This window comes from Pseudomonas citronellolis (assembly GCF_029335315.1).
GTDB classification, from domain to species: domain Bacteria; phylum Pseudomonadota; class Gammaproteobacteria; order Pseudomonadales; family Pseudomonadaceae; genus Pseudomonas; species Pseudomonas citronellolis_A.
In genome coordinates, this window is record NZ_JARJLT010000339.1 from 17,603 (window position 1) to 39,075 (window position 21,473).

The 21,473-nt window shown below is 66.0% G+C and carries 19 protein-coding genes; 16 read left to right on the top strand and 3 right to left on the bottom strand.

The annotated features are described in order from the left end of the window. Positions 1-29: 29 nt before the first annotated feature. From bamA to P3W75_RS25570, 16 genes are all read left to right on the top strand, one after another. Positions 30-2,420, top strand: a complete 2,391-nt coding sequence (bamA, locus tag P3W75_RS25495; RefSeq protein WP_276230102.1) for an outer membrane protein assembly factor BamA — start codon at positions 30-32, stop codon at positions 2,418-2,420. Between the two features lie 42 nt (positions 2,421-2,462). Next, complete coding sequence (locus P3W75_RS25500) at positions 2,463-2,966, top strand: OmpH family outer membrane protein (protein ID WP_276230103.1); 504 nt, start codon at positions 2,463-2,465, stop codon at positions 2,964-2,966. Next, on the top strand, positions 2,966-4,027 hold the full coding sequence (gene lpxD / locus P3W75_RS25505) for a UDP-3-O-(3-hydroxymyristoyl)glucosamine N-acyltransferase (RefSeq protein ID WP_276230104.1): 1,062 nt from the start codon (positions 2,966-2,968) through the stop codon (positions 4,025-4,027). Before P3W75_RS25500 ends, lpxD begins: the two co-directional genes overlap by 1 nt. A 48-nt stretch (positions 4,028-4,075) precedes the next feature. Then, positions 4,076-4,516, top strand: coding sequence for a 3-hydroxyacyl-ACP dehydratase FabZ (gene fabZ / locus P3W75_RS25510; protein WP_276230105.1), 441 nt, complete (start codon positions 4,076-4,078; stop codon positions 4,514-4,516). Continuing rightward, on the top strand, positions 4,513-5,289 hold the full coding sequence (gene lpxA / locus P3W75_RS25515; RefSeq protein WP_276230106.1) for an acyl-ACP--UDP-N-acetylglucosamine O-acyltransferase: 777 nt from the start codon (positions 4,513-4,515) through the stop codon (positions 5,287-5,289). Before fabZ ends, lpxA begins: the two co-directional genes overlap by 4 nt. 2 nt (positions 5,290-5,291) lie before the next feature. After that, positions 5,292-6,434 carry a lipid-A-disaccharide synthase gene (lpxB, locus tag P3W75_RS25520; protein ID WP_276230107.1) on the top strand — a complete coding sequence of 381 codons (1,143 nt, stop codon included), beginning with the start codon at positions 5,292-5,294 and terminating at the stop codon, positions 6,432-6,434. After that, the gene (gene rnhB / locus P3W75_RS25525) at positions 6,434-7,045 is read left to right on the top strand and encodes a ribonuclease HII (protein ID WP_276230108.1); all 612 of its coding nucleotides are present in this window, start codon (positions 6,434-6,436) and stop codon (positions 7,043-7,045) included. The genes lpxB and rnhB overlap by 1 nt, the downstream gene beginning before the upstream one ends. A 97-nt stretch (positions 7,046-7,142) precedes the next feature. After that, entirely contained in the window at positions 7,143-10,673 is a 3,531-nt protein-coding gene (gene dnaE, locus P3W75_RS25530) for a DNA polymerase III subunit alpha (RefSeq protein WP_276230109.1), read from the top strand. A gap of 115 nt (positions 10,674-10,788) precedes the next feature. Beyond that, entirely contained in the window at positions 10,789-11,739 is a 951-nt protein-coding gene (gene accA / locus P3W75_RS25535) for an acetyl-CoA carboxylase carboxyl transferase subunit alpha (RefSeq protein WP_276230110.1), read from the top strand. 120 nt (positions 11,740-11,859) lie between these two features. Then, positions 11,860-13,173: a tRNA lysidine(34) synthetase TilS gene (tilS, locus tag P3W75_RS25540; RefSeq protein WP_276230111.1), complete on the top strand. Its 1,314-nt coding sequence runs from the start codon at positions 11,860-11,862 to the stop codon at positions 13,171-13,173. 169 nt (positions 13,174-13,342) lie between these two features. Further along, positions 13,343-14,971 (top strand): CTP synthase, encoded by a 1,629-nt coding sequence (locus P3W75_RS25545; protein ID WP_276230112.1) that lies wholly within the window; start codon positions 13,343-13,345, stop codon positions 14,969-14,971. A gap of 2 nt (positions 14,972-14,973) precedes the next feature. After that, complete coding sequence (gene kdsA, locus P3W75_RS25550; protein WP_276230113.1) at positions 14,974-15,819, top strand: 3-deoxy-8-phosphooctulonate synthase; 846 nt, start codon at positions 14,974-14,976, stop codon at positions 15,817-15,819. A gap of 190 nt (positions 15,820-16,009) precedes the next feature. Further along, positions 16,010-17,299 carry a phosphopyruvate hydratase gene (gene eno, locus P3W75_RS25555; protein ID WP_276230114.1) on the top strand — a complete coding sequence of 430 codons (1,290 nt, stop codon included), beginning with the start codon at positions 16,010-16,012 and terminating at the stop codon, positions 17,297-17,299. Between the two features lie 76 nt (positions 17,300-17,375). Beyond that, a complete protein-coding gene (ftsB, locus tag P3W75_RS25560; protein WP_276230120.1) occupies positions 17,376-17,654 on the top strand; it encodes a cell division protein FtsB in 279 nt (92 codons plus the stop codon). After that, positions 17,651-18,364 carry a 2-C-methyl-D-erythritol 4-phosphate cytidylyltransferase gene (gene ispD / locus P3W75_RS25565; RefSeq protein ID WP_276230115.1) on the top strand — a complete coding sequence of 238 codons (714 nt, stop codon included), beginning with the start codon at positions 17,651-17,653 and terminating at the stop codon, positions 18,362-18,364. Before ftsB ends, ispD begins: the two co-directional genes overlap by 4 nt. 11 nt (positions 18,365-18,375) lie before the next feature. After that, complete coding sequence (locus P3W75_RS25570) at positions 18,376-18,948, top strand: hypothetical protein (RefSeq protein WP_276230116.1); 573 nt, start codon at positions 18,376-18,378, stop codon at positions 18,946-18,948. Here P3W75_RS25570 and yedF read toward each other — a convergent pair whose 3' ends face one another. The 3 genes from yedF to P3W75_RS25585 all read right to left on the bottom strand — a co-directional run bounded on the left by yedF (position 18,949) and on the right by P3W75_RS25585 (position 21,348). Continuing rightward, on the bottom strand, positions 18,949-19,197 hold the full coding sequence (gene yedF / locus P3W75_RS25575) for a sulfurtransferase-like selenium metabolism protein YedF (protein ID WP_276230117.1): 249 nt from the start codon (positions 19,195-19,197) through the stop codon (positions 18,949-18,951). After that, complete coding sequence (yedE, locus tag P3W75_RS25580; RefSeq protein WP_276230118.1) at positions 19,163-20,389, bottom strand: selenium metabolism membrane protein YedE/FdhT; 1,227 nt, start codon at positions 20,387-20,389, stop codon at positions 19,163-19,165. The genes yedF and yedE overlap by 35 nt, the downstream gene beginning before the upstream one ends. A 68-nt stretch (positions 20,390-20,457) precedes the next feature. Next, positions 20,458-21,348, bottom strand: a complete 891-nt coding sequence (locus P3W75_RS25585; RefSeq protein ID WP_276230119.1) for a LysR substrate-binding domain-containing protein — start codon at positions 21,346-21,348, stop codon at positions 20,458-20,460. Positions 21,349-21,473: the final 125 nt, after the last annotated feature.

The window sequence follows — 21,473 nt, forward strand, 5'->3', positions numbered from 1 at the left end:
TTATTTGTCAGTTGGAAAAAAAGGACTCCATGAAACGCTTTCTGTTACCCGCGGCCCTTTCCGCGCTGATGATCGCCCAGGTTCACGCCGAGTCCTTCACAGTTTCCGACATCCGCGTCAATGGTTTGCAACGGGTATCCGCCGGTAGCGTGTTCGCCGCGCTGCCGCTCAACGTCGGCGACCAGATCGACGATCGACGCCTGGTCGAGGCGACCCGCTCGCTGTTCAAGACCGGCTTCTTCCAGGACATCCACCTCGGCCGCGACGGCAACGTACTGGTCATCGACGTGGTCGAGCGCCCGTCCATCTCCAGCATCGAGATCGAAGGCAACAAGGCGATCAGCACCGAGGACCTGATGAAGGGCCTCAAGCAATCCGGCCTGGCCGAAGGCGAGATCTTCCAGCGCGCCACCCTCGAAGGCGTGCGCAACGAACTGCAGCGCCAGTACGTGGCCCAGGGCCGCTACTCGGCCAACATCGAAACCCAGGTCACCCCGCAGCCGCGCAACCGCGTGGCGCTGAAGATCACCGTCAACGAAGGCACGGTGGCGGCCATCGCCCACGTCAACGTGGTCGGCAATACCGTGTTCTCCGACGAGGACCTGGTAGGCCTGTTCGAGCTGAAGGAAACCAACTGGCTGTCCTTCTTCAAGAACGACGACAAGTACTCCCGCGAGAAGCTCTCCGGCGACCTGGAACGCCTGCGCTCCTACTACCTGGACCGCGGCTACATCCACATGGACATCGCGTCCACCCAGGTTTCCATCACGCCGGACAAGAAACACGTCTACATCACCGTCAACATCAACGAGGGTGAGAAGTACAAGGTCCGCGAAGTGAAACTGACCGGCGACCTCAAGGTGCCGGAAGAAGAAATCAAGAAGCTGATGCTGGTCGAGCCCGGCCAGGTGTTCTCGCGCAAGGTGATGACCTCCACCTCCGACCTGATCACCCGCCGCCTGGGCAACGAGGGTTACACCTTCGCCAACGTCAACGGCGTGCCGGAAGCTCACGACGACGACAAGACCGTGTCCATCACCTACGTGGTCGACCCGGGCAAGCGCGCCTACGTGAACCGCATCAACTTCCGTGGCAACACCAAGACCGAAGACCAGGTGCTGCGTCGCGAGATGCGCCAGATGGAAGGCGGCTGGGCTTCGACCTACCTGATCGACCAGTCCAAGCAGCGCCTGGAGCGCCTGGGCTACTTCAAGACCGTCAACGTCGAGACCCCGGCCGTACCGGGCACCGACGACCAGGTCGACGTCAACTACAGCGTGGAAGAGCAGCCGTCCGGCTCGATCACCGCCAGCGTCGGCTTCGCCCAGGACGCCGGTCTGATCCTCGGTGGCTCGATCAGCCAGAACAACTTCCTGGGTACCGGTAACAAGGTCAGCATCGGCCTGACCAAGTCCGACTACCAGACCCGCTACAACTTCGGCTTCGTCGACCCCTACTGGACCGTCGACGGCGTGAGCCTGGGCTACAACGCCTTCTACCGCAAGACCGACTACGACAAGCTCGACGTCGACGTTTCCGACTACTCGGTGAACAGCCTCGGCGCCGGCGTCAGCATCGGCTACCCGATCAGCGAGACCTCGCGCCTGACCTACGGCCTGACCGTGCAGCGCGACACCATCGACACCGGCGCCTACACCGTCGACGAGATCTTCGACTTCCTGCAGCAGGAAGGCGACAGCTTCACCAACTACAAGGCCTCCATCGGCTGGTCCGAGTCCACCCTGAACAAGGGCGTGATGGCCAGCCGCGGCCACTCGCAGAGCCTGGTGCTGGAAACCACCATCCCCGGCAGCGACCTGTCGTTCTACAAGCTGGACTACCGTGGCCAGATCTTCGCGCCGCTGTCCGACAGCTACACCATGCGCTTCCACACCGAGCTGGGCTACGGCGACGGTTACGGCTCCACCGACCGCCTGCCGTTCTACGAGAACTACTACGCCGGCGGCTTCAACTCGGTGCGTGGCTTCAAGGACAGCTCCCTCGGCCCGCGCAGTACGCCGAGCCGGGTGGTCGACCCGTCCACCGGTGCCGTGGTTTCCGGTCCGGACGCCAAGGGTCGCTACACCGACCCCGACCAGGACCCGCAAGCCTTCGGTGGTAACGTGATGATCACCGGTGGCGCCGAACTGCTGTTCCCGCTGCCGTTCGTCAAGGACCAGAGCCAGCTGCGTACCGTGCTGTTCTGGGACGTGGGTAACGTGTTCGACACCAACTGCCCGCTGTCCACCACCCAGGGTTGCGACGGTATCAAGCTGAACGACATGGCCATGTCCGTGGGTGTCGGCCTGACCTGGATCACCGCCCTCGGCCCGCTGAGCTTCGCCCTCGGTACCCCGATCAAGAAGCCGGACAACGCGGAAACCCAGATCTTCCAGTTCTCCCTGGGGCAGACCTTCTAAGATTTGTTGTATAGACAACCTAGCTTTGTGCAGGAGTGCATTGTGCGTAAGTTGACCCAGCTCGTTCTGATCACCGCCGCCCTGATGGCGAGCCCCGCGTTCGCCGATATGAAGATCGCGGTGCTCAACTATCAGATGGCGCTCCTCGAATCCGACGCCGCCAAGCAGTACGCCGTCGACGCCGAGAAGAAATTCGGTCCCCAGCTGACCAAGCTGCGTGGCCTGGAATCCGACGCCAAGGCCCTGCAGGACAAGCTGGTCAACGGTGGCAGCAAGATGTCCCAGGCCGATCGCGACAAGGCCGAGAACGACTTCAAGCAGAAGGCCCGCGACTTCCAGTTCCAATCCAAGGAGCTGAACGAAGCCAAGGCCTCGGCTGACCGCGAGATGCTCAAGAAGCTCAAGCCGAAGCTGGACCAGGCCGTCGAAGAAACCATCAAGAAAGGTGGCTTCGACCTGGTGGTCGAGCGTGGCGCCGTGGTCGACGTCAAACCGCAGTACGACATCACCCGCCAGGTCATCGAGCGGATGAACCAGCTGCGCTGATGATGAACCCGCTGTCGTATACCCTCGCCGATCTGGCCGCACAGCTCCAGGCGGAGCTGCGCGGTGACCCGGCCGTGGTCATCCACGGCCTGGCTACCCTGCAGGACGCCGGCCCGGAGCAACTGAGCTTCCTGGCCAACCCGCAGTACCGCAAGTTCCTGGTCGACTCCAACGCCGGCGCGGTGCTGCTCACCGCGGCCGACGCCGAAGGCTTCGCCGGCAACGCGCTGGTGGTGGCCGACCCCTACCTGGCCTACGCCGGGCTGTCGCACCAGTTCGATCCCAAGCCCAAGGCACCGGCGGGTATCCACCCGACCGCGGTGGTCGACCCCAGCGCCAGCGTCGATGCCAACGCCAGCGTCGGTCCCTACGTGGTGATCGAGGCGGGCGCGCAGATCGCCGCCGGCGTCACCCTGGGTGCCCATTGCTTCGTCGGCGCGCGCAGCGTGATCGGCGAGGGCGGCTGGCTGGCCCCGCGCGTGACCCTGTACCACGACGTGCGCATCGGCAAGCGCGTGGTCATCCAGTCCGGCGCCGTGCTCGGCGGCGAAGGCTTCGGCTTCGCCAAGCAGAAGGGCGCCTGGCTGAAAATTGCCCAGATCGGTGGCGTAACCGTCGGCGACGACGTCGAGATCGGCGCCAACACCACCATCGATCGCGGTGCGCTGTCGGATACCCTGGTTGGCAACGGCGTAAAGCTGGACAACCAGATCATGATCGCGCACAACGTGCAGATCGGCGATCACACCGCCATGGCCGGCTGCTGCGGGATTTCCGGCAGCGCCAAGATCGGCAAGCATTGCATGCTCGCCGGCGGCGTCGGCCTGGTCGGGCACATCGAGATCTGCGACAACGTCTTCGTCACCGGTATGACCATGGTCACCCGCTCGATCACCGAGCCGGGCGCCTACTCATCCGGCACGGCCATGCAGCCTGCGGCTGAATGGAAGAAGAGCGCTGCCCGTATTCGTCAGCTCGACGACATGGCACGTCGTCTGCAACAGCTGGAAAAGCGCCTGGCCGCCGTGACCCCAAGCGGAGACACTCCATCAGATGCGTGAGTCACGCATTTTTTGGCGTTTCCCTTTTCTGAACAGGCTCCCCTGAACATGATGGACATCAACGAGATTCGCGAATACCTGCCTCATCGCTACCCTTTCCTGCTGGTGGATCGGGTGGTGGAGCTGGACATCGAAGGCAAGCGCATTCGCGCCTACAAGAATGTCAGCATCAACGAGCCGTTCTTCAATGGCCACTTCCCGCAGCATCCGATCATGCCGGGCGTGCTGATCATCGAGGCGATGGCCCAGGCGGCCGGCATCCTCGGCTTCAAGATGCTCGACGTGAAGCCGGCCGACGGCACCCTGTACTACTTCGTCGGCTCCGACAAGCTGCGCTTCCGCCAGCCGGTGCTGCCGGGCGACCAGCTGCAGCTCAACGCCCAGTTCATCAGCGTCAAGCGCGGCATCTGGAAGTTCGATTGCAACGCCACCGTCGATGACAAGCCGGTGTGCTCGGCCGAAATCATCTGTGCGGAACGCAAACTATGAGTTTGATCGATCCTCGCGCCATCATCGACCCCCGGGCAGTACTGGCCGACGACGTAGAAGTGGGCCCCTGGTCCATCGTCGGGCCGGATGTGGAGATCGGCGAAGGTACGGTGATCGGTCCGCACGTGGTGCTCAAGGGCCCCACGAAGATCGGCAGACACAACCGGATTTTCCAGTTCTCCAGCATCGGCGAGGACACTCCCGACCTGAAGTACAAGGGTGAGCCCACGCGCCTGGTGATCGGCGACCACAACGTGATCCGCGAGGGTGTGACCATCCATCGCGGCACCGTTCAGGACCGCTCGGAAACCACCATCGGCGACCACAACCTGATCATGGCCTATGTCCACATCGGCCACGACAGCGTGATCGGCAACCACTGCATCCTGGTCAACAACACCGCGCTGGCCGGCCACGTGCACGTGGACGACTGGGCGATCCTCTCCGGCTACACCCTGGTCCACCAGTTCTGCCGCATCGGCGCCCACGCCTTCTCCGGCATGGGTACCGCGATCGGCAAGGACGTGCCGGCCTACGTCACTGTCTTCGGCAACCCCGCCGAGGCGCGCAGCATGAACTTCGAGGGCCTGCGCCGTCGCGGTTTCAGCGCCGAGGCGATCCATGCCCTGCGCCGCGCCTACAAGGTGGTGTACCGCCAGGGCCTGACCGTGGAAGAGGCGCTCAACGAGCTGGCCGAATCCGCCGCGCAGTTCCCTGAAGTCGCGGTGTTCTGCGGCTCGATCCAGAGCTCCACCCGCGGCATCACCCGCTGAACATGGCGGTTGCTAGCGGCAAGCTGCGCGTCGCCCTGGTAGCGGGCGAGGCGTCGGGGGACATCCTCGGCGCCGGCCTGATGCAGGCCCTGCGCGAGCGCCACCCCGACATCGAGTTCATCGGTGTCGGCGGTCCGCGCATGCAGGCCCAGGGCCTGGTCTCGGAATTCCCCATGGAACGCCTGGCGGTGATGGGCCTGGTCGAGGTCCTCGGCCGCCTGCGCGAGCTGCTCAAGCGCCGCAAGGACCTGATCCGCACCCTGATCGCCGCGCGCCCCGACGTGTTTATCGGCATCGACGCCCCGGATTTCACCCTCGGCGTCGAGCTGAAGCTGCGCCAGGCCGGCATCCGCACCGTGCACTACGTCAGCCCCTCGGTCTGGGCCTGGCGGCAGAAGCGGGTGCTGAAGATCAAGCAGGCCTGCGACCTGATGCTGGCCCTGTTCCCCTTCGAAGCGAAATTCTACGAAGAGCACGGCGTGCCGGTGCGCTTCGTCGGCCACCCGCTGGCCAACACCATTCCGCTGGACGCCGACCGCGCCGCCGCCCGCGCACAGCTCGGTCTGCCGCTGGCGGCCGAGGTCGTGGCCCTGCTGCCGGGTAGCCGGGGTGGCGAGGTCGGCAAGCTCGGCGCGCTGTTCCTCGACACCGCCAAACGCCTGCTGCAGCAGCGCCCGGGCCTGCGCTTCGTGCTGCCCTGCGCCAGCCCAGAGCGACGCGCCCAGCTGGAGCAGATGCTGCAGGGCCGGCAACTGCCGCTGCTGTTGCTCGATGGCCAGTCCCACGAGGCCCTGGCCGCCTGCGACGCGGTGCTGATCGCCTCCGGTACCGCCACCCTCGAAGCGCTGCTGTACAAGCGGCCGATGGTGGTCGCCTACAAGGTCGCGCCGCTGACCTACTCGATCCTCAAGCGCCTGGTGAAGAGCCCCTACGTGTCGCTGCCGAACCTGCTCGCCGGGCGCCTGCTGGCTCCCGAGCTGATCCAGGACGCGGCGACCTCCGAGGCCCTGGCGCAAAACCTGTTGCCGCTGCTGGACGACGGCAGTGCGCAGACCGAATCCTTCGACGCCATCCATCGCGCGCTGCGCCAGGATGCGTCCGCGCAGGCCGCCGAGGCGGTGCTCGCCCTGGTGGAGAAACCCTGATGCAGATGGGCCTGGACTTCGAACTGGTCGAGGAACTGGTCGCCGGCGTCGACGAGGTGGGCCGTGGCCCGCTCTGCGGCCCGGTGGTCACCGCCGCGGTGATCCTCGACCCCGCGCGCCCGATCCTCGGCCTGAACGACTCGAAGAAGCTCAGCGAGGCGCGCCGCGAGGCGCTGTTCGACGAGATTCGCGAGAAGGCCCTGGCCTGGTGCATCGCCCGCGCCGAAGTCGAGGAAATCGACCAGCTGAACATCCTGCATGCCACCATGCTGGCCATGCAGCGCGCGGTGGAGGGCCTGAGCGTCACCCCGAAACTCGCGCTGATCGACGGCAACCGCTGCCCGAAGCTCAAGGTGCCGGCCGCTCCGGTAATCAAGGGCGATGCCAGCGTGCCGGCGATCGCCGCCGCCTCGATCCTCGCCAAGGTCGCCCGCGACCGCGAGATGCAGGAAATGGAAGACCGCTACCCGGGCTACGGCATCGGCGGGCACAAGGGCTACCCGACCCCCGTGCACCTGGAAGCGCTCAAGCGCCTGGGCCCAACGCCCATCCACCGGCGCTCCTTCGCCCCGGTGCGCGCACTGCTGGAAAGCCCGTCCGGCATCCTCTGACCGCCGCAGGGCGGCAGTGGCGATCTGAAGCCTGTAGCTTTGCGGAGCGGGCCGGTACAATCGGCCGCTTATCGTTTCCGCGTTGCATAGGACCGCCATGACCGCCTCGTTCGTCCACCTGCGTCTGCACTCCGAGTACTCCCTGGTAGACGGCCTGGTCCGGGTCAAGCCGTTGTGCAAGGCGGTGGCCGGGGCCGGAATGCCGGCGGTGGCGATCACCGACCAGAGCAACATGTGCTCGCTGGTGAAGTTCTACAAGACCGCCATGGGCGCCGGCATCAAGCCGATCTGCGGCGCCGACATCTGGCTGGCCAACCGCGACGAGGACGGCCCGCTCAGCCGCCTGTGCCTGCTGGCGATGAACGCCAAGGGCTACCGCAACCTCACCGAGCTGATCTCCCGTGGCTGGCAGGAAGGCCAGCGCAACGGCGAGATCATCATCGAGCGCGAATGGCTGAAACAGGCGGCTGAAGGCCTGATCGCCCTGTCGGCGGCCAAGGAAGGGGAGATTGGCCACGCCCTGCTGGAGGGCAACGACGTCCTCGCCGACTCGCTGCTGGCCGAGTGGATGGACGTCTTCCCGGATCGCTTCTACCTCGAAGTGCAGCGCACCTCGCGGGTCAACGACGAGGAACACCTGCACGCCGCCGTGGCCCTCGCCGAGCGCAGCGGCGCGCCGCTGGTCGCCACCAACGACGTGCGCTTCATCAAGCCCGGGGACTTCGAGGCCCACGAGACTCGCGTGTGCATCGGCGAGGGCCGCGCGCTGGACGACCCGCGCCGCTCGCGCAACTTCTCCGAGGAGCAGTACCTGAAGACCCCGGCGGAAATGGCCGAGCTGTTCAGCGACCTGCCCGAGGCGCTGGAGAACACCGTCGAGATCGCCAAGCGCTGCAACATCGACGTGCAGCTGGGCAAGTACTTCCTGCCCAACTTCCCGATTCCCTTCGAAGGGATGGACATCAACGACTACCTGCGCCACGTCTCCTACGAGGGCCTGGAGGAGCGCCTGGCGGTGCTCTGGCCGAAGGAGACCACGCCGGATTACGAAGAGAAGCGGCAGATCTACGTCGACCGCCTGGAGTTCGAGCTGGGCACCATCATCCAGATGGGCTTCCCCGGTTACTTCCTGATCGTGATGGACTTCATCAAGTGGGCCAAGAACAACGGCGTGCCGGTGGGCCCGGGCCGGGGCTCGGGCGCCGGCTCGCTGGTGGCCTACGTGCTGAAGATCACCGACCTCGACCCGCTGGCCTACGACCTGCTGTTCGAACGCTTCCTCAACCCCGAACGTATCTCCATGCCCGACTTCGACGTGGACTTCTGCATGGAAGGTCGCGACCGGGTGATCGACTACGTGGCCGGCGCCTACGGGCGCAACGCGGTGAGCCAGATCATCACCTTCGGCTCCATGGCCGCGAAGGCGGTGGTGCGTGACGTGGCGCGGGTGCAGGGCAAGTCCTACGGTCTGGCCGACAAGCTGTCGAAGATGATCCCCTTCGAAGTGGGCATGACCCTGGAGAAGGCCTTCGAGCAGGAAGAGATGCTTCGCGACTTCCTCAAGTCCGACGAGGAAGCCCAGGAAATCTGGGACATGGCCCTGAAGCTGGAAGGCGTCACCCGTGGCACCGGCAAGCACGCCGGCGGCGTGGTGATCGCGCCGACCAAGCTCACCGACTTCGCCCCGGTGGCCTGCGACGAGGACGGCGCCGGCCTGGTGACCCAGTACGACAAGGACGACGTGGAAGCCGCGGGCCTGGTGAAGTTCGACTTCCTCGGCCTGCGCACCCTGACCATCATCAAATGGGCGATGGAGATCATCCATCGCATCCAGCGCAAGAACGGCGACGATAACCTGGTCGACATCGACCGCATTCCGCTGGACGACAAGAAAACCTACGACCTGCTGCAGAAGGCCGAGACCACGGCGGTATTCCAGCTCGAATCGCGCGGTATGAAGGAGCTGATCAAGAAGCTCAAGCCGGACTGCCTGGAAGACCTGATCGCACTGGTGGCGCTGTTCCGCCCCGGCCCGCTGCAGTCGGGCATGGTGGACGACTTCATCAACCGCAAACACGGCCGCGAAGAAATCTCCTACCCGCACCCGGACTACCAGTATGCGGGCCTCGAACCGGTGCTCAAGCCCACCTACGGCATCATCCTGTACCAGGAACAGGTGATGCAGATCGCCCAGGTGATGGCGGGCTACAGCCTCGGTGGCGCGGACATGCTGCGCCGTGCGATGGGCAAGAAGAAGCCCGAGGAAATGGCCAAGCAGCGTGGCGGTTTCATCGAAGGCTGCGCCAGCAACGGCATCGATGGGAACCTGGCGGGGAACATCTTCGACCTGGTGGAAAAGTTCGCCGGCTACGGCTTCAACAAGTCGCACTCGGCCGCCTACGGCCTGGTGTCCTACCAGACCGCCTGGCTGAAGACCCACTGGAAAGCCCCGTTCATGGCCGCGGTACTCACCGCGGATATGCAGAACACCGACAAGGTGGTGACGCTCATCGAAGAGTGCCGCCACATGAAGCTGCGTATCCTCGCGCCGGACGTGAACAACTCCGAATTCCGCTTCACCGTCGACGACGACGACCAGATCGTCTACGGCCTGGGCGCGATCAAGGGCGTCGGCGAAGGCCCGGTGGAGGCCATCACCGAATGCCGCGCCGAGGGCGGGCCGTTCAAGGACCTGTTCGATTTCTGCGACCGCATCGACCTCAAGCGCATCAACAAGCGCACCCTCGACGCGCTGATCCGCGCCGGCGCGCTGGACCGCCTGGGCCCGTATTTCCACGAAGAGTCCAAGGCCTACCTGGCCGATGTCGACCGCAACCGCGCGGTACTGCTGGCGTCCATGGAGGAAGCCATCAAGGCTGCCGAGCAGACCTCGCGCAGCCACGACAGCGGCCACATGGACCTGTTCGGCGGCCTGTTCGCCGAGCCCGAGGCCGACGTTTACGCCAACCACCGCAAGGCCAAGGAACTGACCCTCAAGGAGCGCCTGAAAGGCGAGAAGGACACCCTCGGCCTGTACCTCACCGGCCACCCGATCGACGAGTACGAAGGCGAAGTGCGGCGTTTCGCCCGCCAGCGCATCGTCGAACTGAAGCCGGCGCGTGACACCCAGACCGTGGCCGGGCTGATCGTCAATCTGCGGGTGATGAAGAACAAGCGCGGCGACAAGATGGGCTTCGTCACCCTCGACGACCGTTCCGGGCGCATCGAGGCCTCGCTGTTCGCCGAAGCCTTCGCCGCCAACCAGGGCCTGCTGCAGACCGACGCCATGGTGGTGATCGAGGGCGAGGTCAGCCAGGACGACTTCTCCGGCGGCCTGCGCCTGCGCGCCAAGCGCGTCATGGGGCTGGAAGAGGCGCGCACGGCGCTGGCCGAGAGCCTGCGCCTGAAGGTCGCGGCCGACGGTCTGAAGGGCGACCGCCTGCGCTGGCTGGCCGACCTGTGCACGCGCCATCGTGGCAACTGCCCGGTCACCGTCGACTACAGTTCCAGTGACGCCCGCGCCCTCCTGCAGTTCGGCGAGGACTGGCGAATCGACCCGGCCGACTCCTTGATTCAAGCCCTGCGTGACCAGTTCGGGCGCGACAACGTCTTCCTCAACTACCGCTAGCGCGGCCGGTGGCCAAAGGCCGCCCGCCCGCCAGTCTCGACCCTGGGCGCCCGATACCGTAAGGTAGGGCGCCATCAGGAACAGGCCCAGCCGCCTTCAGCCCGACGGAAAGCCCATGAACCCGAACTTCCTCGATTTCGAACAGCCGATCGCCGACATGCAAGCCAAGATCGAAGAGCTGCGTCTGGTCGGCAACGACAACTCCATCAATATCAGCGACGAAATCTCCCGTCTGGAAGACAAGAGCCGCGCCCTGACCGAGAACATCTTCGGCAACCTGAGCAGCTGGCAGATCGCCCAGCTCGCCCGCCACCCGCGCCGGCCCTACACCCTGGACTACATCGAGCACATCTTCAGCGAATTCGAAGAGCTGCACGGCGACCGTCACTTCGCCGACGACGCCGCCATCGTCGGTGGCGTCGCCCGCCTGGACGACCAGCCGGTGATGGTCATCGGCCACCAGAAAGGCCGCGAAGTGCGCGAGAAGGTCCGCCGCAACTTCGGCATGCCGCGCCCCGAAGGCTACCGCAAGGCCTGCCGCCTGATGGAAATGGCCGAACGCTTCAAGATGCCGATCCTGACCTTCATCGACACCCCGGGCGCCTACCCGGGCATCGACGCCGAAGAGCGCGGCCAGAGCGAGGCCATCGCCTGGAACCTGCGCGTCATGGCGCGCCTGAAGACCCCGATCATCGCCACTGTCATCGGCGAAGGCGGTTCCGGTGGCGCGCTGGCCATCGGCGTCTGCGACAACCTGAACATGCTGCAGTACTCCACCTACGCGGTGATCTCCCCGGAAGGCTGCGCCTCGATCCTCTGGCGTACCGCCGAGAAGGCCCCGGAAGCCGCCGAGGCCATGGGCATCACCGCGGCGCGCCTGAAGGACCTGGGCATCGTCGATACCGTGATCCCCGAGCCGCTGGGCAGCGCCCACCGTGACCCGGCCGCCGCCGCGCAAAGCATCCGTGGCGCGCTGAAGTCGCAACTGGCCATGCTCAAGGGCCTGAGCAACGAAGAGCTGCTCAAGCGTCGCTACGAGCGCCTGATGAGCTACGGCGTGGCCTGATCCCGGGCAGCCGGGTGGCACAGCGGGGGGGCGGAGCCGGCGACGGTTCCGCCCTCGTCGTTTCCGCGCCCCGCGTCGCTGCCTTATCCTTGCCTGCACCTGCCTCCAGCGAATACCGCCATGTCCCTGCACGCACGCCTGCTCTCCGCCCTGGCTCCCTGGCGCCGGGCCGCGGCCTGGCGGGTCGGTTTCTCCGGCGGGCTGGATTCCACGGTGTTGTTGCACCTGCTGGCGACGCTGGACGAGCGCGAAGCGCTACCGCCGCTGAGCGCCATCCATGTCCATCACGGCCTGCAAGCCGCCGGCGATGCCTGGCCGGCGCACTGCGAGGCCTTCTGCCGTGGGCTGGGCGTGCCCTTGCGGGTCGAGTACGTGCAGGTGGCCGCTGGCGCCAGCCTTGAGCGGGCCGCGCGCCGAGCCCGCTATGACGCCTTTGCGAAACATCTGAAAACGACCGACTGCCTGCTGGCCGCCCAGCACCGCGACGACCAGGCCGAGACCTTGCTCTTCCGCCTGCTGCGTGGCGCCGGCGTGCGCGGCCTGGCGGGCATCCCGGCGGCTCGCGCGCTGGGACGCGGCACCCTGGTGCGGCCGCTGCTGGAGGTTTCCCGTGGCGAACTCGAAGCCTATGCCCGCGAGCAGGGCCTGCGCTGGGTCGAGGACCCGTCCAACGCCGACACCGATTTCGCCCGCAACTACCTGCGCCAGCGCGTTCTGCCGCAACTGGCCGAGCGCTGGCCGCACGCTGCGTCGAACATCGCGCGCAGCGCGGCGCACCTGGCCGAGGCGGAAGGCCTGCTGGGCGAGCTGGCGCGGCAGGACATCGCCGCCGCCCAGGCGGCGCACGCGTTCGACTGGCTGGGGGTGCCGTCGCTGGCCCTGGAGCCGTTGCTGCGCCTGAGCGATAGTCGCCAGCGCAATGCGCTGCGGCATTGGCTGGAGCCCTTCACGGACATGCCTGACAGCGCCCACTGGGCCGGCTGGCAGGCCCTGCGCGACGCCGCCGGCGACGCCGAGCCGATCTGGCGTCTCGGCGGCGGAGAGCTGCGGCGCAGTGGCGGGCGCGTCTGGTGGCTCGCCGGCGCCTGGCTGCGCGCCGTGGATTTCGAACTGGGCTGGCCGGACCCGCTGCGCGCGCTGGCGTTGCCGGATAACGGCGCGCTGCGCCTCGACGGAACGCCGCCCGTCGGGCCGCTGCGGGTGACCCTTCGTCGCGGCGGCGAACGCCTGCAACTGGACCGTCGCGGCCAGCGCGACCTCAAGCGCCTGCTCAACGAAAACGCCGTGCCGGCCTTCGCGCGGATGCGCCTGCCGCTGCTCTGGCGCGGCCCCGAGCTGCTCGGGGTGGCCAATCTGCCAGCACTGCGTCGCACCGGCGAGCAGGGGTGGACCTTGCACTGGACGCCGCCGACGAATGACTCGGGTTTGAGCTGAAAGGCCCTTTCCGGTAGACTACGCTCCCGTCTTGTACCGCTCCTGCCGATTCCCACGGAATCAGCGGGAGTTCGCTATTTTAAGCGGCATGCGCCGCGGTTTGGGCCGCGGCCCATTCATCGCTTCCCCGGCGGCCCAGCCGCCTAAACGCTGACATTCAGGGCTTTTCATGACGCGCTACATCTTCGTCACGGGTGGTGTTGTTTCTTCATTGGGGAAAGGCATCGCCTCGGCTTCCTTGGCTGCCATTCTGGAAGCGCGTGGCTTGAAGATCACGATGCTCAAGCTGGACCCCTACATCAACGTCGATCCGGGCACCATGAGCCCGTTCCAGCACGGTGAGGTGTTCGTCACCCACGATGGCGCGGAAACCGACCTCGACCTGGGCCATTACGAGCGCTTCGTGCGCACCACCATGACCCAGAACAACAACTTCACCACCGGCCGCGTCTACATGGACGTGCTGCGCAAGGAGCGCCGCGGCGACTACCTGGGCGCCACCGTGCAGGTGATCCCGCACATCACCGACGAGATCAAGCGTCGCATCATCAAGGGCGCCGGCGATGCCGACGTGGCCCTGGTGGAAGTCGGCGGCACCGTCGGCGACATCGAGTCGCAGCCGTTCCTCGAGGCGATCCGCCAGCTGCGCGTGGAAATCGGTTCGCGCCGCGCCATGCTGATGCACCTGACCCTGGTCCCGTACATCGCCACCGCCGGCGAGACCAAGACCAAGCCGACCCAGCACTCGGTCAAGGAACTGCGCTCCATCGGCCTGCAGCCGGACATCCTGGTGTGCCGTTCCGACCACCCGGTGGACGTGTCCTCGCGCCGCAAGATCGCCCTGTTCACCAACGTGGAAGAGCGCGCGGTCATCTCGCTGGAAGACGTCGATACCATCTACCGCATCCCGTCCGTGCTGCACGCCCAGGGCGTCGATGACTTCGTCGTCGAGCGCTTCGGCCTGGAGTGCGGCCCGGCCGACCTGTCCGAGTGGGACCGCGTGGTCGACGCCAAGCTCAACCCCGAGCGTGAAGTCACCATCGCCATGGTCGGCAAGTACATGGAGCTGCTCGACGCCTACAAGTCGCTGATCGAGGCCATGACCCACGCCGGCATCCAGAGTCGCACCAAGGTCAACCTGCGCTACATCGACTCCGAGGACATCGAGCAACAGGGCACCAGCCTGCTCGAAGGCGCAGACGCCATCCTGGTACCGGGCGGCTTCGGCCTGCGCGGCGTGGAAGGCAAGATCACCGCCGTGCAGTACGCCCGCGAGAACAAGGTTCCGTACCTGGGCATCTGCCTGGGCATGCAGGTGGCCGTCATCGAATACGCCCGCAACGTGCTGGGCTGGACCGATGCCAACTCCACCGAATTCGACAAGTCCAGCGGCCACCCGGTCGTCGGCCTGATCACCGAATGGCAGGACGCCACCGGCGCCACCGAAGTGCGCACCGAGGCTTCCGACCTGGGCGGCACCATGCGCCTGGGCGCCCAGGAATGCCTGCTGCAGGCCGGCACCCTGGTGCACGACTGCTACGGCAAGGACGTGATCATCGAGCGTCACCGCCACCGCTACGAAGTGAACAACAACCTGCGTCCGCAACTGGAAGCCGCCGGCCTGAAGATTTCCGGCCGCTCCGGCGACGGCGCGCTGGTCGAAGTGGTCGAGGCCCCGGATCACCCGTGGTTCGTCGCCTGCCAGTTCCACCCGGAATTCACTTCCACCCCGCGTGATGGCCACCCGCTGTTCAGCGGCTTCGTCAACGCCGCCCTGAAGCAAGCCGGGAAGGCCTGAACATGACCCAGAAGATCATCCGCGTCGGCGACATCCAGATCGGCAACGACCTGCCGTTCGTGCTGTTCGGCGGCATGAACGTGCTGGAGTCGCGCGACCTGGCCATGCAGGTCTGTGAAGAGTACGTGCGGGTCACCGAGAAGCTCGGCATCCCGTACGTGTTCAAGGCCAGCTTCGACAAGGCCAACCGCTCGTCGATCAACTCGTACCGCGGTCCGGGGATGGAAGAGGGCCTGAAGATCTTCGAGGAGATCAAGAAGACCTTCAAGGTGCCGGTCATCACCGACGTCCACGAGCCCTACCAGGCCGCCCCGGTGGCCGAGGTGTGCGACATCATCCAGCTGCCGGCCTTCCTCTCGCGGCAGACCGACCTGGTGGTGGCCATGGCCAGGACCGGCGCGGTGATCAACATCAAGAAGGCCCAGTTCCTTGCGCCCCAGGAGATGAAACACATCCTGACCAAGTGCGAGGAAGCCGGCAACGACCAGCTGATCCTCTGCGAGCGTGGCTCCTCCTTCGGTTACAACAACCTGGTGGTGGACATGCTCGGCTTCGGCATCATGAAGCAGTTCCAGTACCCGGTGTTCTTCGACGTCACCCACGCCCTGCAGATGCCGGGCGGGCGCGCCGATTCCGCCGGCGGCCGCCGCGCCCAGGTCACCGACCTGGCCAAGGCCGGCATGAGCCAGGGCCTGGCCGGTCTGTTCCTCGAGGCTCATCCGGACCCCGAGAACGCCAAATGCGATGGTCCCTGCGCCCTGCGTTTGAACAAGCTCGAGCCTTTCCTGTCCCAGCTCAAGCAGTTGGACGACCTGGTGAAGAACTTCCCCACCATCGAGACTGCCTGAGAACCTGACAATGTCTGCCCGCGCTTGCCCATGCTGCGTTGGAAACAATCGAAAAATGCTCATTTACTCTGTGTAAACTGCGCTTTTTCGCTTGCTTCCGCCTTGCCTGAGCTGCGCTCGGCGAAACTTTGAACAGGTTCTAACGTCTCACCAGCCGCCCCGTTTTTCTATCTTCGGAGTGTTATCAAGAATGGCAAAGATCGTCGACATCAAGGGCCGTGAGGTCCTGGACTCCCGCGGCAACCCGACTGTTGAAGCGGACGTGATCCTGGACAACGGCATCGTCGGCAGCGCTTGCGCCCCGTCCGGTGCATCCACCGGTTCCCGCGAGGCTCTCGAACTGCGCGATGGCGACAAGAGCCGTTACCTGGGTAAGGGCGTGCTGAAAGCCGTGGCCAACATCAACGGCCCGATCCGCGACCTGCTGCTGGGCAAGGACGCGGCTGACCAGAAAGGTCTGGATCACGCGATGATCGACCTCGACGGCACCGAGAACAAAGGCAAGCTGGGCGCCAACGCCATCCTCGCCGTCTCCCTGGCCGCCGCCAAGGCCGCCGCGCAGGCCAAGGGCGTGCCGCTGTACGCGCACATCGCCGACCTCAACGGCACCCCCGGCCAGTACTCCATGCCGGTGCCGATGATGAACATCATCAACGGCGGCGAACATGCCGACAACAACGTCGACATCCAGGAGTTCATGGTTCAGCCGGTCGGCGCCAAGAACTTCGCCGACGCCCTGCGCATGGGCGCCGAGATCTTCCACCACCTGAAAGCCGTGCTGAAGGCCCGTGGCCTGAACACCGCCGTCGGTGACGAAGGTGGCTTCGCGCCGAACCTGGCCTCCAACGAAGACGCCCTGGCCGCCATCGCCGAAGCCGTCGCCAACGCCGGCTACAAGCTGGGCGACGACGTGACCCTGGCCCTGGACTGCGCCTCTTCCGAGTTCTTCAAGGACGGCCAGTACGACCTAGAAGGCGAAGGCAAGGTGTTCAGCGCCGAAGGTTTCGCCGACTACCTGGCCGGCCTGACCCAGCGCTACCCGATCATCTCCATCGAGGACGGCATGGACGAGTCCGACTGGGCTGGCTGGAAAGTCCTGACCGACAAGATCGGCGCCAAGGTGCAACTGGTCGGCGACGACCTGTTCGTCACCAACACCAAGATCCTCAAGCGTGGCATCGACGAGAAGATCGGCAACTCGATCCTGATCAAGTTCAACCAGATCGGTTCGCTGACCGAGACCCTGGAAGCCATCCAGATGGCCAAGGCCGCCGGCTTCACCGCGGTGATCTCGCACCGTTCCGGCGAAACCGAAGACAGCACCATCGCCGACCTGGCCGTAGGCACTGCCGCCGGTCAGATCAAGACCGGCTCGCTGTGCCGTTCCGACCGCGTCTCCAAGTACAACCAGCTGCTGCGCATCGAAGAGCAGCTGGGCGCCAAGGCGCCGTACCGTGGCCGCGCGGAATTCCGCGGCTGACGCTAGTCTGATACGGTGAAAGGGGTGGCAGAAGCCACCCCTTCTCTTATGGAGTCGTCAATTGCGTCTCAGTAAACTGCGCAGCCCCTACTGGCTGTTCCTCATCCTGATACTGGCCCTCGCTGGCCTGCAGTATCGCCTATGGGTGGGTGAAGGCAGCCTGGCGCAGGTGACCGACCTGCAGAAGCAGATCGCCGACCAGCAGGGCGAGAACCAGCGACTGCTGGAGCGCAACCGCATCCTCGAGGCCGAGGTGGCGGAACTGAAGAAAGGTACCGAGACGGTCGAGGAGCGTGCCCGCCACGAACTCGGCATGATCAAGGACAAGGAAACCCTCTACCAGCTGGCGCAATGAAATTCCGCGACCTTTCCCTTCCCGCCTTCTGGGCCGTGATCCCGGCCGCCGGCATCGGCTCGCGGATGCGCGCCGATCGCCCCAAGCAATACCTCGACCTCGCCGGTCGCAGCATCCTCGAACACACCCTCGACTGCTTCCTTGGCCACCCCCAGCTCAAGGGCCTGGTGGTCTGCCTGGCGGCTGACGACCCGTGGTGGCCGAACCTGCCTTGTGCCGCCGACCCGCGCATCCTGCGTGCCGACGGCGGTGGCGAACGCGCCGACTCGGTGCTCAACGGCCTGCTCAAGCTCAACGAGCTGGGCGCCGGTAGCGACGACTGGGTGCTGGTGCACGATGCGGCACGTCCGAACCTCAGCCGTGGTGACCTCGACCGATTACTCGATGAGTTGGGCAACGACGAGGTCGGTGGCCTGCTCGGCATCCCGGCGCGGGATACCCTCAAGCGCGTTGGCGCCGATGGCCGGGTGCTCGAGACCGTGGATCGCAGTGTCATCTGGCAGGCCTACACGCCGCAGATGTTCCACCTTGGCGCCTTGCACCGAGCCCTGGCCGATGCGCTGGTGGCTGACGCTGGCGTCACTGACGAAGCCTCGGCGATGGAGTGGGCGGGTCATGCGCCGCGCATGGTCGAAGGCCGTGCCGACAATCTCAAAGTCACCACGCCGGAAGACCTGCAGCGCTTGCAGCAAACCTTCAGCAGGCGCTGAGGCGTATTTGCATGAAACGCCTTGCGATGTTTCTCCCCAGGCTCGAAGGCGTTCTGCATCGACTGTTGCGCCGGGCCGGCGACGGCTGGCAATTGCCCTGCTTGTGCACGGGGCTGGCGCTGGTGGGCACGCTGTTCGCCATCTATCCCATCACCTCGGTGGTGGTGCCGGCGGTACTGCTGGTGCCACGGCGTTGGCTCGGCATAGCCCTGTCTTGCGCGCTGGGCAGCGGCCTGGGCGCGCTGCTGCTGATGATCGCCGCGCACCACATGGGATGGGCGAGCCTCTACGCACACTTTCCGCAGATGCTGCAGGACCCGACCTGGCTGCGGGTCATGGCGTGGACCCGCGACTATCACTTGCTGGCGCTCTTCGTGGTGGTGCTCTCGCCGTTGCCGCAAACGCCGATGCTGGTGGCGCTGGCCAACGCGCCGCTGGATTACCCCGCTGCGTTGGCCATGGTATTCGCGGGCAAGTTGCTCAAGTACGGCCTGTTCGCCTGGGTCGCTTCGCGCTTCCCCGGGCATATCCACGATTTTCTGCATCGCCATGGCCGTCATGCCGGCCATGGCGAGTCCGCCTGACTAGCCGAGCAGCGGCACCTCGATCAGGAAGCGGAACAGCGCGCCGTGCTGCTCCACCGCCAGGCAGTTGTAACCGTGGCGCTGAGTGTCCTCGGGGATGCCGTGCACCGACTGCGAGCAGTCGGTGACCACTTCCAGCAGGTCGCCCGGCTTCAGCGTCTCCAGGGTTTCCAGGGTGGCGATGGCGTTGTACGGGCAGTGCTCGCCGCGCAGGTCAAGCGACAGCGTCGGCGTCTTGTTCGCGCTCATTGGCGGTTTTCCTCGAACGGGTGAATCGGTTGGCGTTCAACTGCACCAGCAGCATGCACAGGGCCAGACCGGCGAAGGTCAGCAGCAGGCCGCCGCCGGGGCCGAACATCTGCAGCAGGTTGAGCTTGGGATAGGGCAGGGCCAGGGCGCTACCCAGTGCGTCCCAGTACACCGCCACCAGGGTGCCGCCGATGACGTTGCCGACGCCGACCACCCAGAAATGCACCTGGCCTTCCATCGCGCGGTACATCCAGCCGGTCTCGCAGCCGCCGGCGAGGACGATGCCGACGCCGAACAGCACGCCGCCGATCACCGCGTTCGGGCCCATCCAGAAGGTTTTCGGCGCCACGCCAAGGTGGATCGCGGCGAAGGTGCCGACGCAAGCCGCGGCCATGCCCAGCAGGATGCCGAAGGCGGCCTTGGTCCGGCCGGTGGTCCAGAGGTCGCGGGCGGCGCTGGTGAAGCAGATCTGCGCGCGTTCGATCAGGCCGCCGAACAGCAGGCCGAACAGCGCGGCCAGGCCCAGCACCAGCGACACCTCGAAGCGCCAGGCGGCGAACAGCGCGGCCACGGCCAGCACCGCCAGGCCCAGGCGCCACTGGCGCTGCGCGCGGCGCGCGAGGCTGGCGGCGTCGGGCAGGCTGGCGGCCTTGCCGGTGACCTTCAGTGGAATGCGCAGGAACGGCAGCAGGCTCAGCTTCACGCCGAACCAGGCGCCGATCACAGTGGAGAGCATGAAAGCCCAGGCATGCACCGAGAACATCGGGATGCCGGTGAAGAACGCCGCCAGGTTGCAGCCCATGGCCAGGCGTGCGCCGAAACCGGCGATGATGCCGCCCACCAGGCCCTGCAGCAGGCGTCGGCGGCTGGTCGGCCAGCGCAGGCTGACATTGCCGGCCCAGAGCGCACAGCACAGGGCGCCGAGGAACATGCCGATGATCATCACGCCATCGATGCGATCCAGCGGGGTGCCTTGCAGGCCGATGATCTTGAAGTAGCTCCAGTCCTGCACCGGCACGCCGAACCAGGACAGCACGTGGCCACCCCAGCGGGTGAACTCGCCGGTGACCGCCCAGAAGGTGCCGGTCAGGGCGAAGTAGTAGGCGGAGGCGACGCCGAGCGCGACCAGGGTCGGCAAGGGAGACCAGAAACGCAGCAGGTAGCGCTCGCGGAAAGCGGAGAGGGCGGACATGGCGGCATCCTTGGCAGGGTAGCGGGACAAACGGCAAGTCTAACCGAATCGTCGGAAACGGCCCTGCGTCAGGACAAACCGGGGTGGATTCGCTGCAGGCCGTCCTTGAGGAAGTCCACCAGCTGGCGCACCTTCGGCGACAGGTGGCGCTGCTGCGGGTAGAGCGCCCAGACCGCGGTATTGGGCGGCTGATGTTCCGCCAGCAGCGAAACCAGGCGCCCGCTGCGCAGGTGTTCCAGCACGTAGTAGTCCGGCAGCTGGCACAGGCCGAAGCCGCGCAGGGCGGCGTCGAGCACCGCCTGGCCGCTGTTGCAGCGCCAGTTGCCCTGGACCCGGTGCTGGGTCTCGCGGCCATTCTCGAGGAAGGTCCAGATGTCGCTGCTGCCTACCAGGCAGTTGTGCAGCGCCAGCTCCGCCGGCGCCTGTGGCGCGCCGTGGCGCTCCAGGTAGGCCGGCGTGGCGCACAGGTACATCACCCGCGGCGCCAGGCGCGTGGCCACCAGGCGCGAGTCGCTGAGGCGGCCGAGGCGGATGGCCAGGTCGAAGCCCTCGTGGAGCAGGTCGAGCTGGCGGTTGGACAGCTCCATCTCCACCCGCAGTTGCGGGTAGTCGGCCATGAAGGCATTCACCAGGGGCACCACGAAACGCTCGCCATAGGCCACCGCGCAGGTCATGCGCAGCAGCCCCTTGGGCTCGGCGGAAAGGTCGCTGACCGCCCGCAGCGCTTCGTCGCGTGCGTCCTGCAGGCGCTGGCAGTGCTGCAGGAAAGTCTGCCCGGCCTCGCTCAGCGACACGCGTCGGGTGCTGCGGTAGAGCAGGCGGGTCTGCAGGCGTTCCTCCAGGCGGGCGATCTGCCGGCTGACGTGGGAGGACGACACCCCCAGGCGCTCGGCGGCGGCGGTGAACTGCCCGGTTTCCGCCACCGCGACGAATTCGTCGAGGCCTTCCCAGCGATTCATCTGGATTGTCCCTGTATGGCAATAATATTTTTATTATTGCCTGATTATTCCTTTCCGGGCACTTTTCTACACTTCCAAGGCTGCGTCCCGCGCTTTTTCGCCGGGCCGCCCGGTTTCCGCCGGCG

Coding starts and splice junctions, on each gene's coding strand:
- rnhB (WP_276230108.1), top strand. CDS start 6,434: ATGCAGATGGGCCTGGACTTCGAACTGGTCGAGGAACTGGTCGCCGGC.
- eno (WP_276230114.1), top strand. CDS start 16,010: ATGGCAAAGATCGTCGACATCAAGGGCCGTGAGGTCCTGGACTCCCGC.
- lpxA (WP_276230106.1), top strand. CDS start 4,513: ATGAGTTTGATCGATCCTCGCGCCATCATCGACCCCCGGGCAGTACTG.
- P3W75_RS25570 (WP_276230116.1), top strand. CDS start 18,376: ATGAAACGCCTTGCGATGTTTCTCCCCAGGCTCGAAGGCGTTCTGCAT.
- P3W75_RS25545 (WP_276230112.1), top strand. CDS start 13,343: ATGACGCGCTACATCTTCGTCACGGGTGGTGTTGTTTCTTCATTGGGG.
- fabZ (WP_276230105.1), top strand. CDS start 4,076: ATGATGGACATCAACGAGATTCGCGAATACCTGCCTCATCGCTACCCT.
- bamA (WP_276230102.1), top strand. CDS start 30: ATGAAACGCTTTCTGTTACCCGCGGCCCTTTCCGCGCTGATGATCGCC.
- yedF (WP_276230117.1), bottom strand. CDS start 19,197: ATGAGCGCGAACAAGACGCCGACGCTGTCGCTTGACCTGCGCGGCGAG.
- lpxD (WP_276230104.1), top strand. CDS start 2,966: ATGATGAACCCGCTGTCGTATACCCTCGCCGATCTGGCCGCACAGCTC.
- lpxB (WP_276230107.1), top strand. CDS start 5,292: ATGGCGGTTGCTAGCGGCAAGCTGCGCGTCGCCCTGGTAGCGGGCGAG.
- yedE (WP_276230118.1), bottom strand. CDS start 20,389: ATGTCCGCCCTCTCCGCTTTCCGCGAGCGCTACCTGCTGCGTTTCTGG.
- dnaE (WP_276230109.1), top strand. CDS start 7,143: ATGACCGCCTCGTTCGTCCACCTGCGTCTGCACTCCGAGTACTCCCTG.
- accA (WP_276230110.1), top strand. CDS start 10,789: ATGAACCCGAACTTCCTCGATTTCGAACAGCCGATCGCCGACATGCAA.
- kdsA (WP_276230113.1), top strand. CDS start 14,974: ATGACCCAGAAGATCATCCGCGTCGGCGACATCCAGATCGGCAACGAC.
- ispD (WP_276230115.1), top strand. CDS start 17,651: ATGAAATTCCGCGACCTTTCCCTTCCCGCCTTCTGGGCCGTGATCCCG.
- tilS (WP_276230111.1), top strand. CDS start 11,860: ATGTCCCTGCACGCACGCCTGCTCTCCGCCCTGGCTCCCTGGCGCCGG.
- P3W75_RS25585 (WP_276230119.1), bottom strand. CDS start 21,348: ATGAATCGCTGGGAAGGCCTCGACGAATTCGTCGCGGTGGCGGAAACC.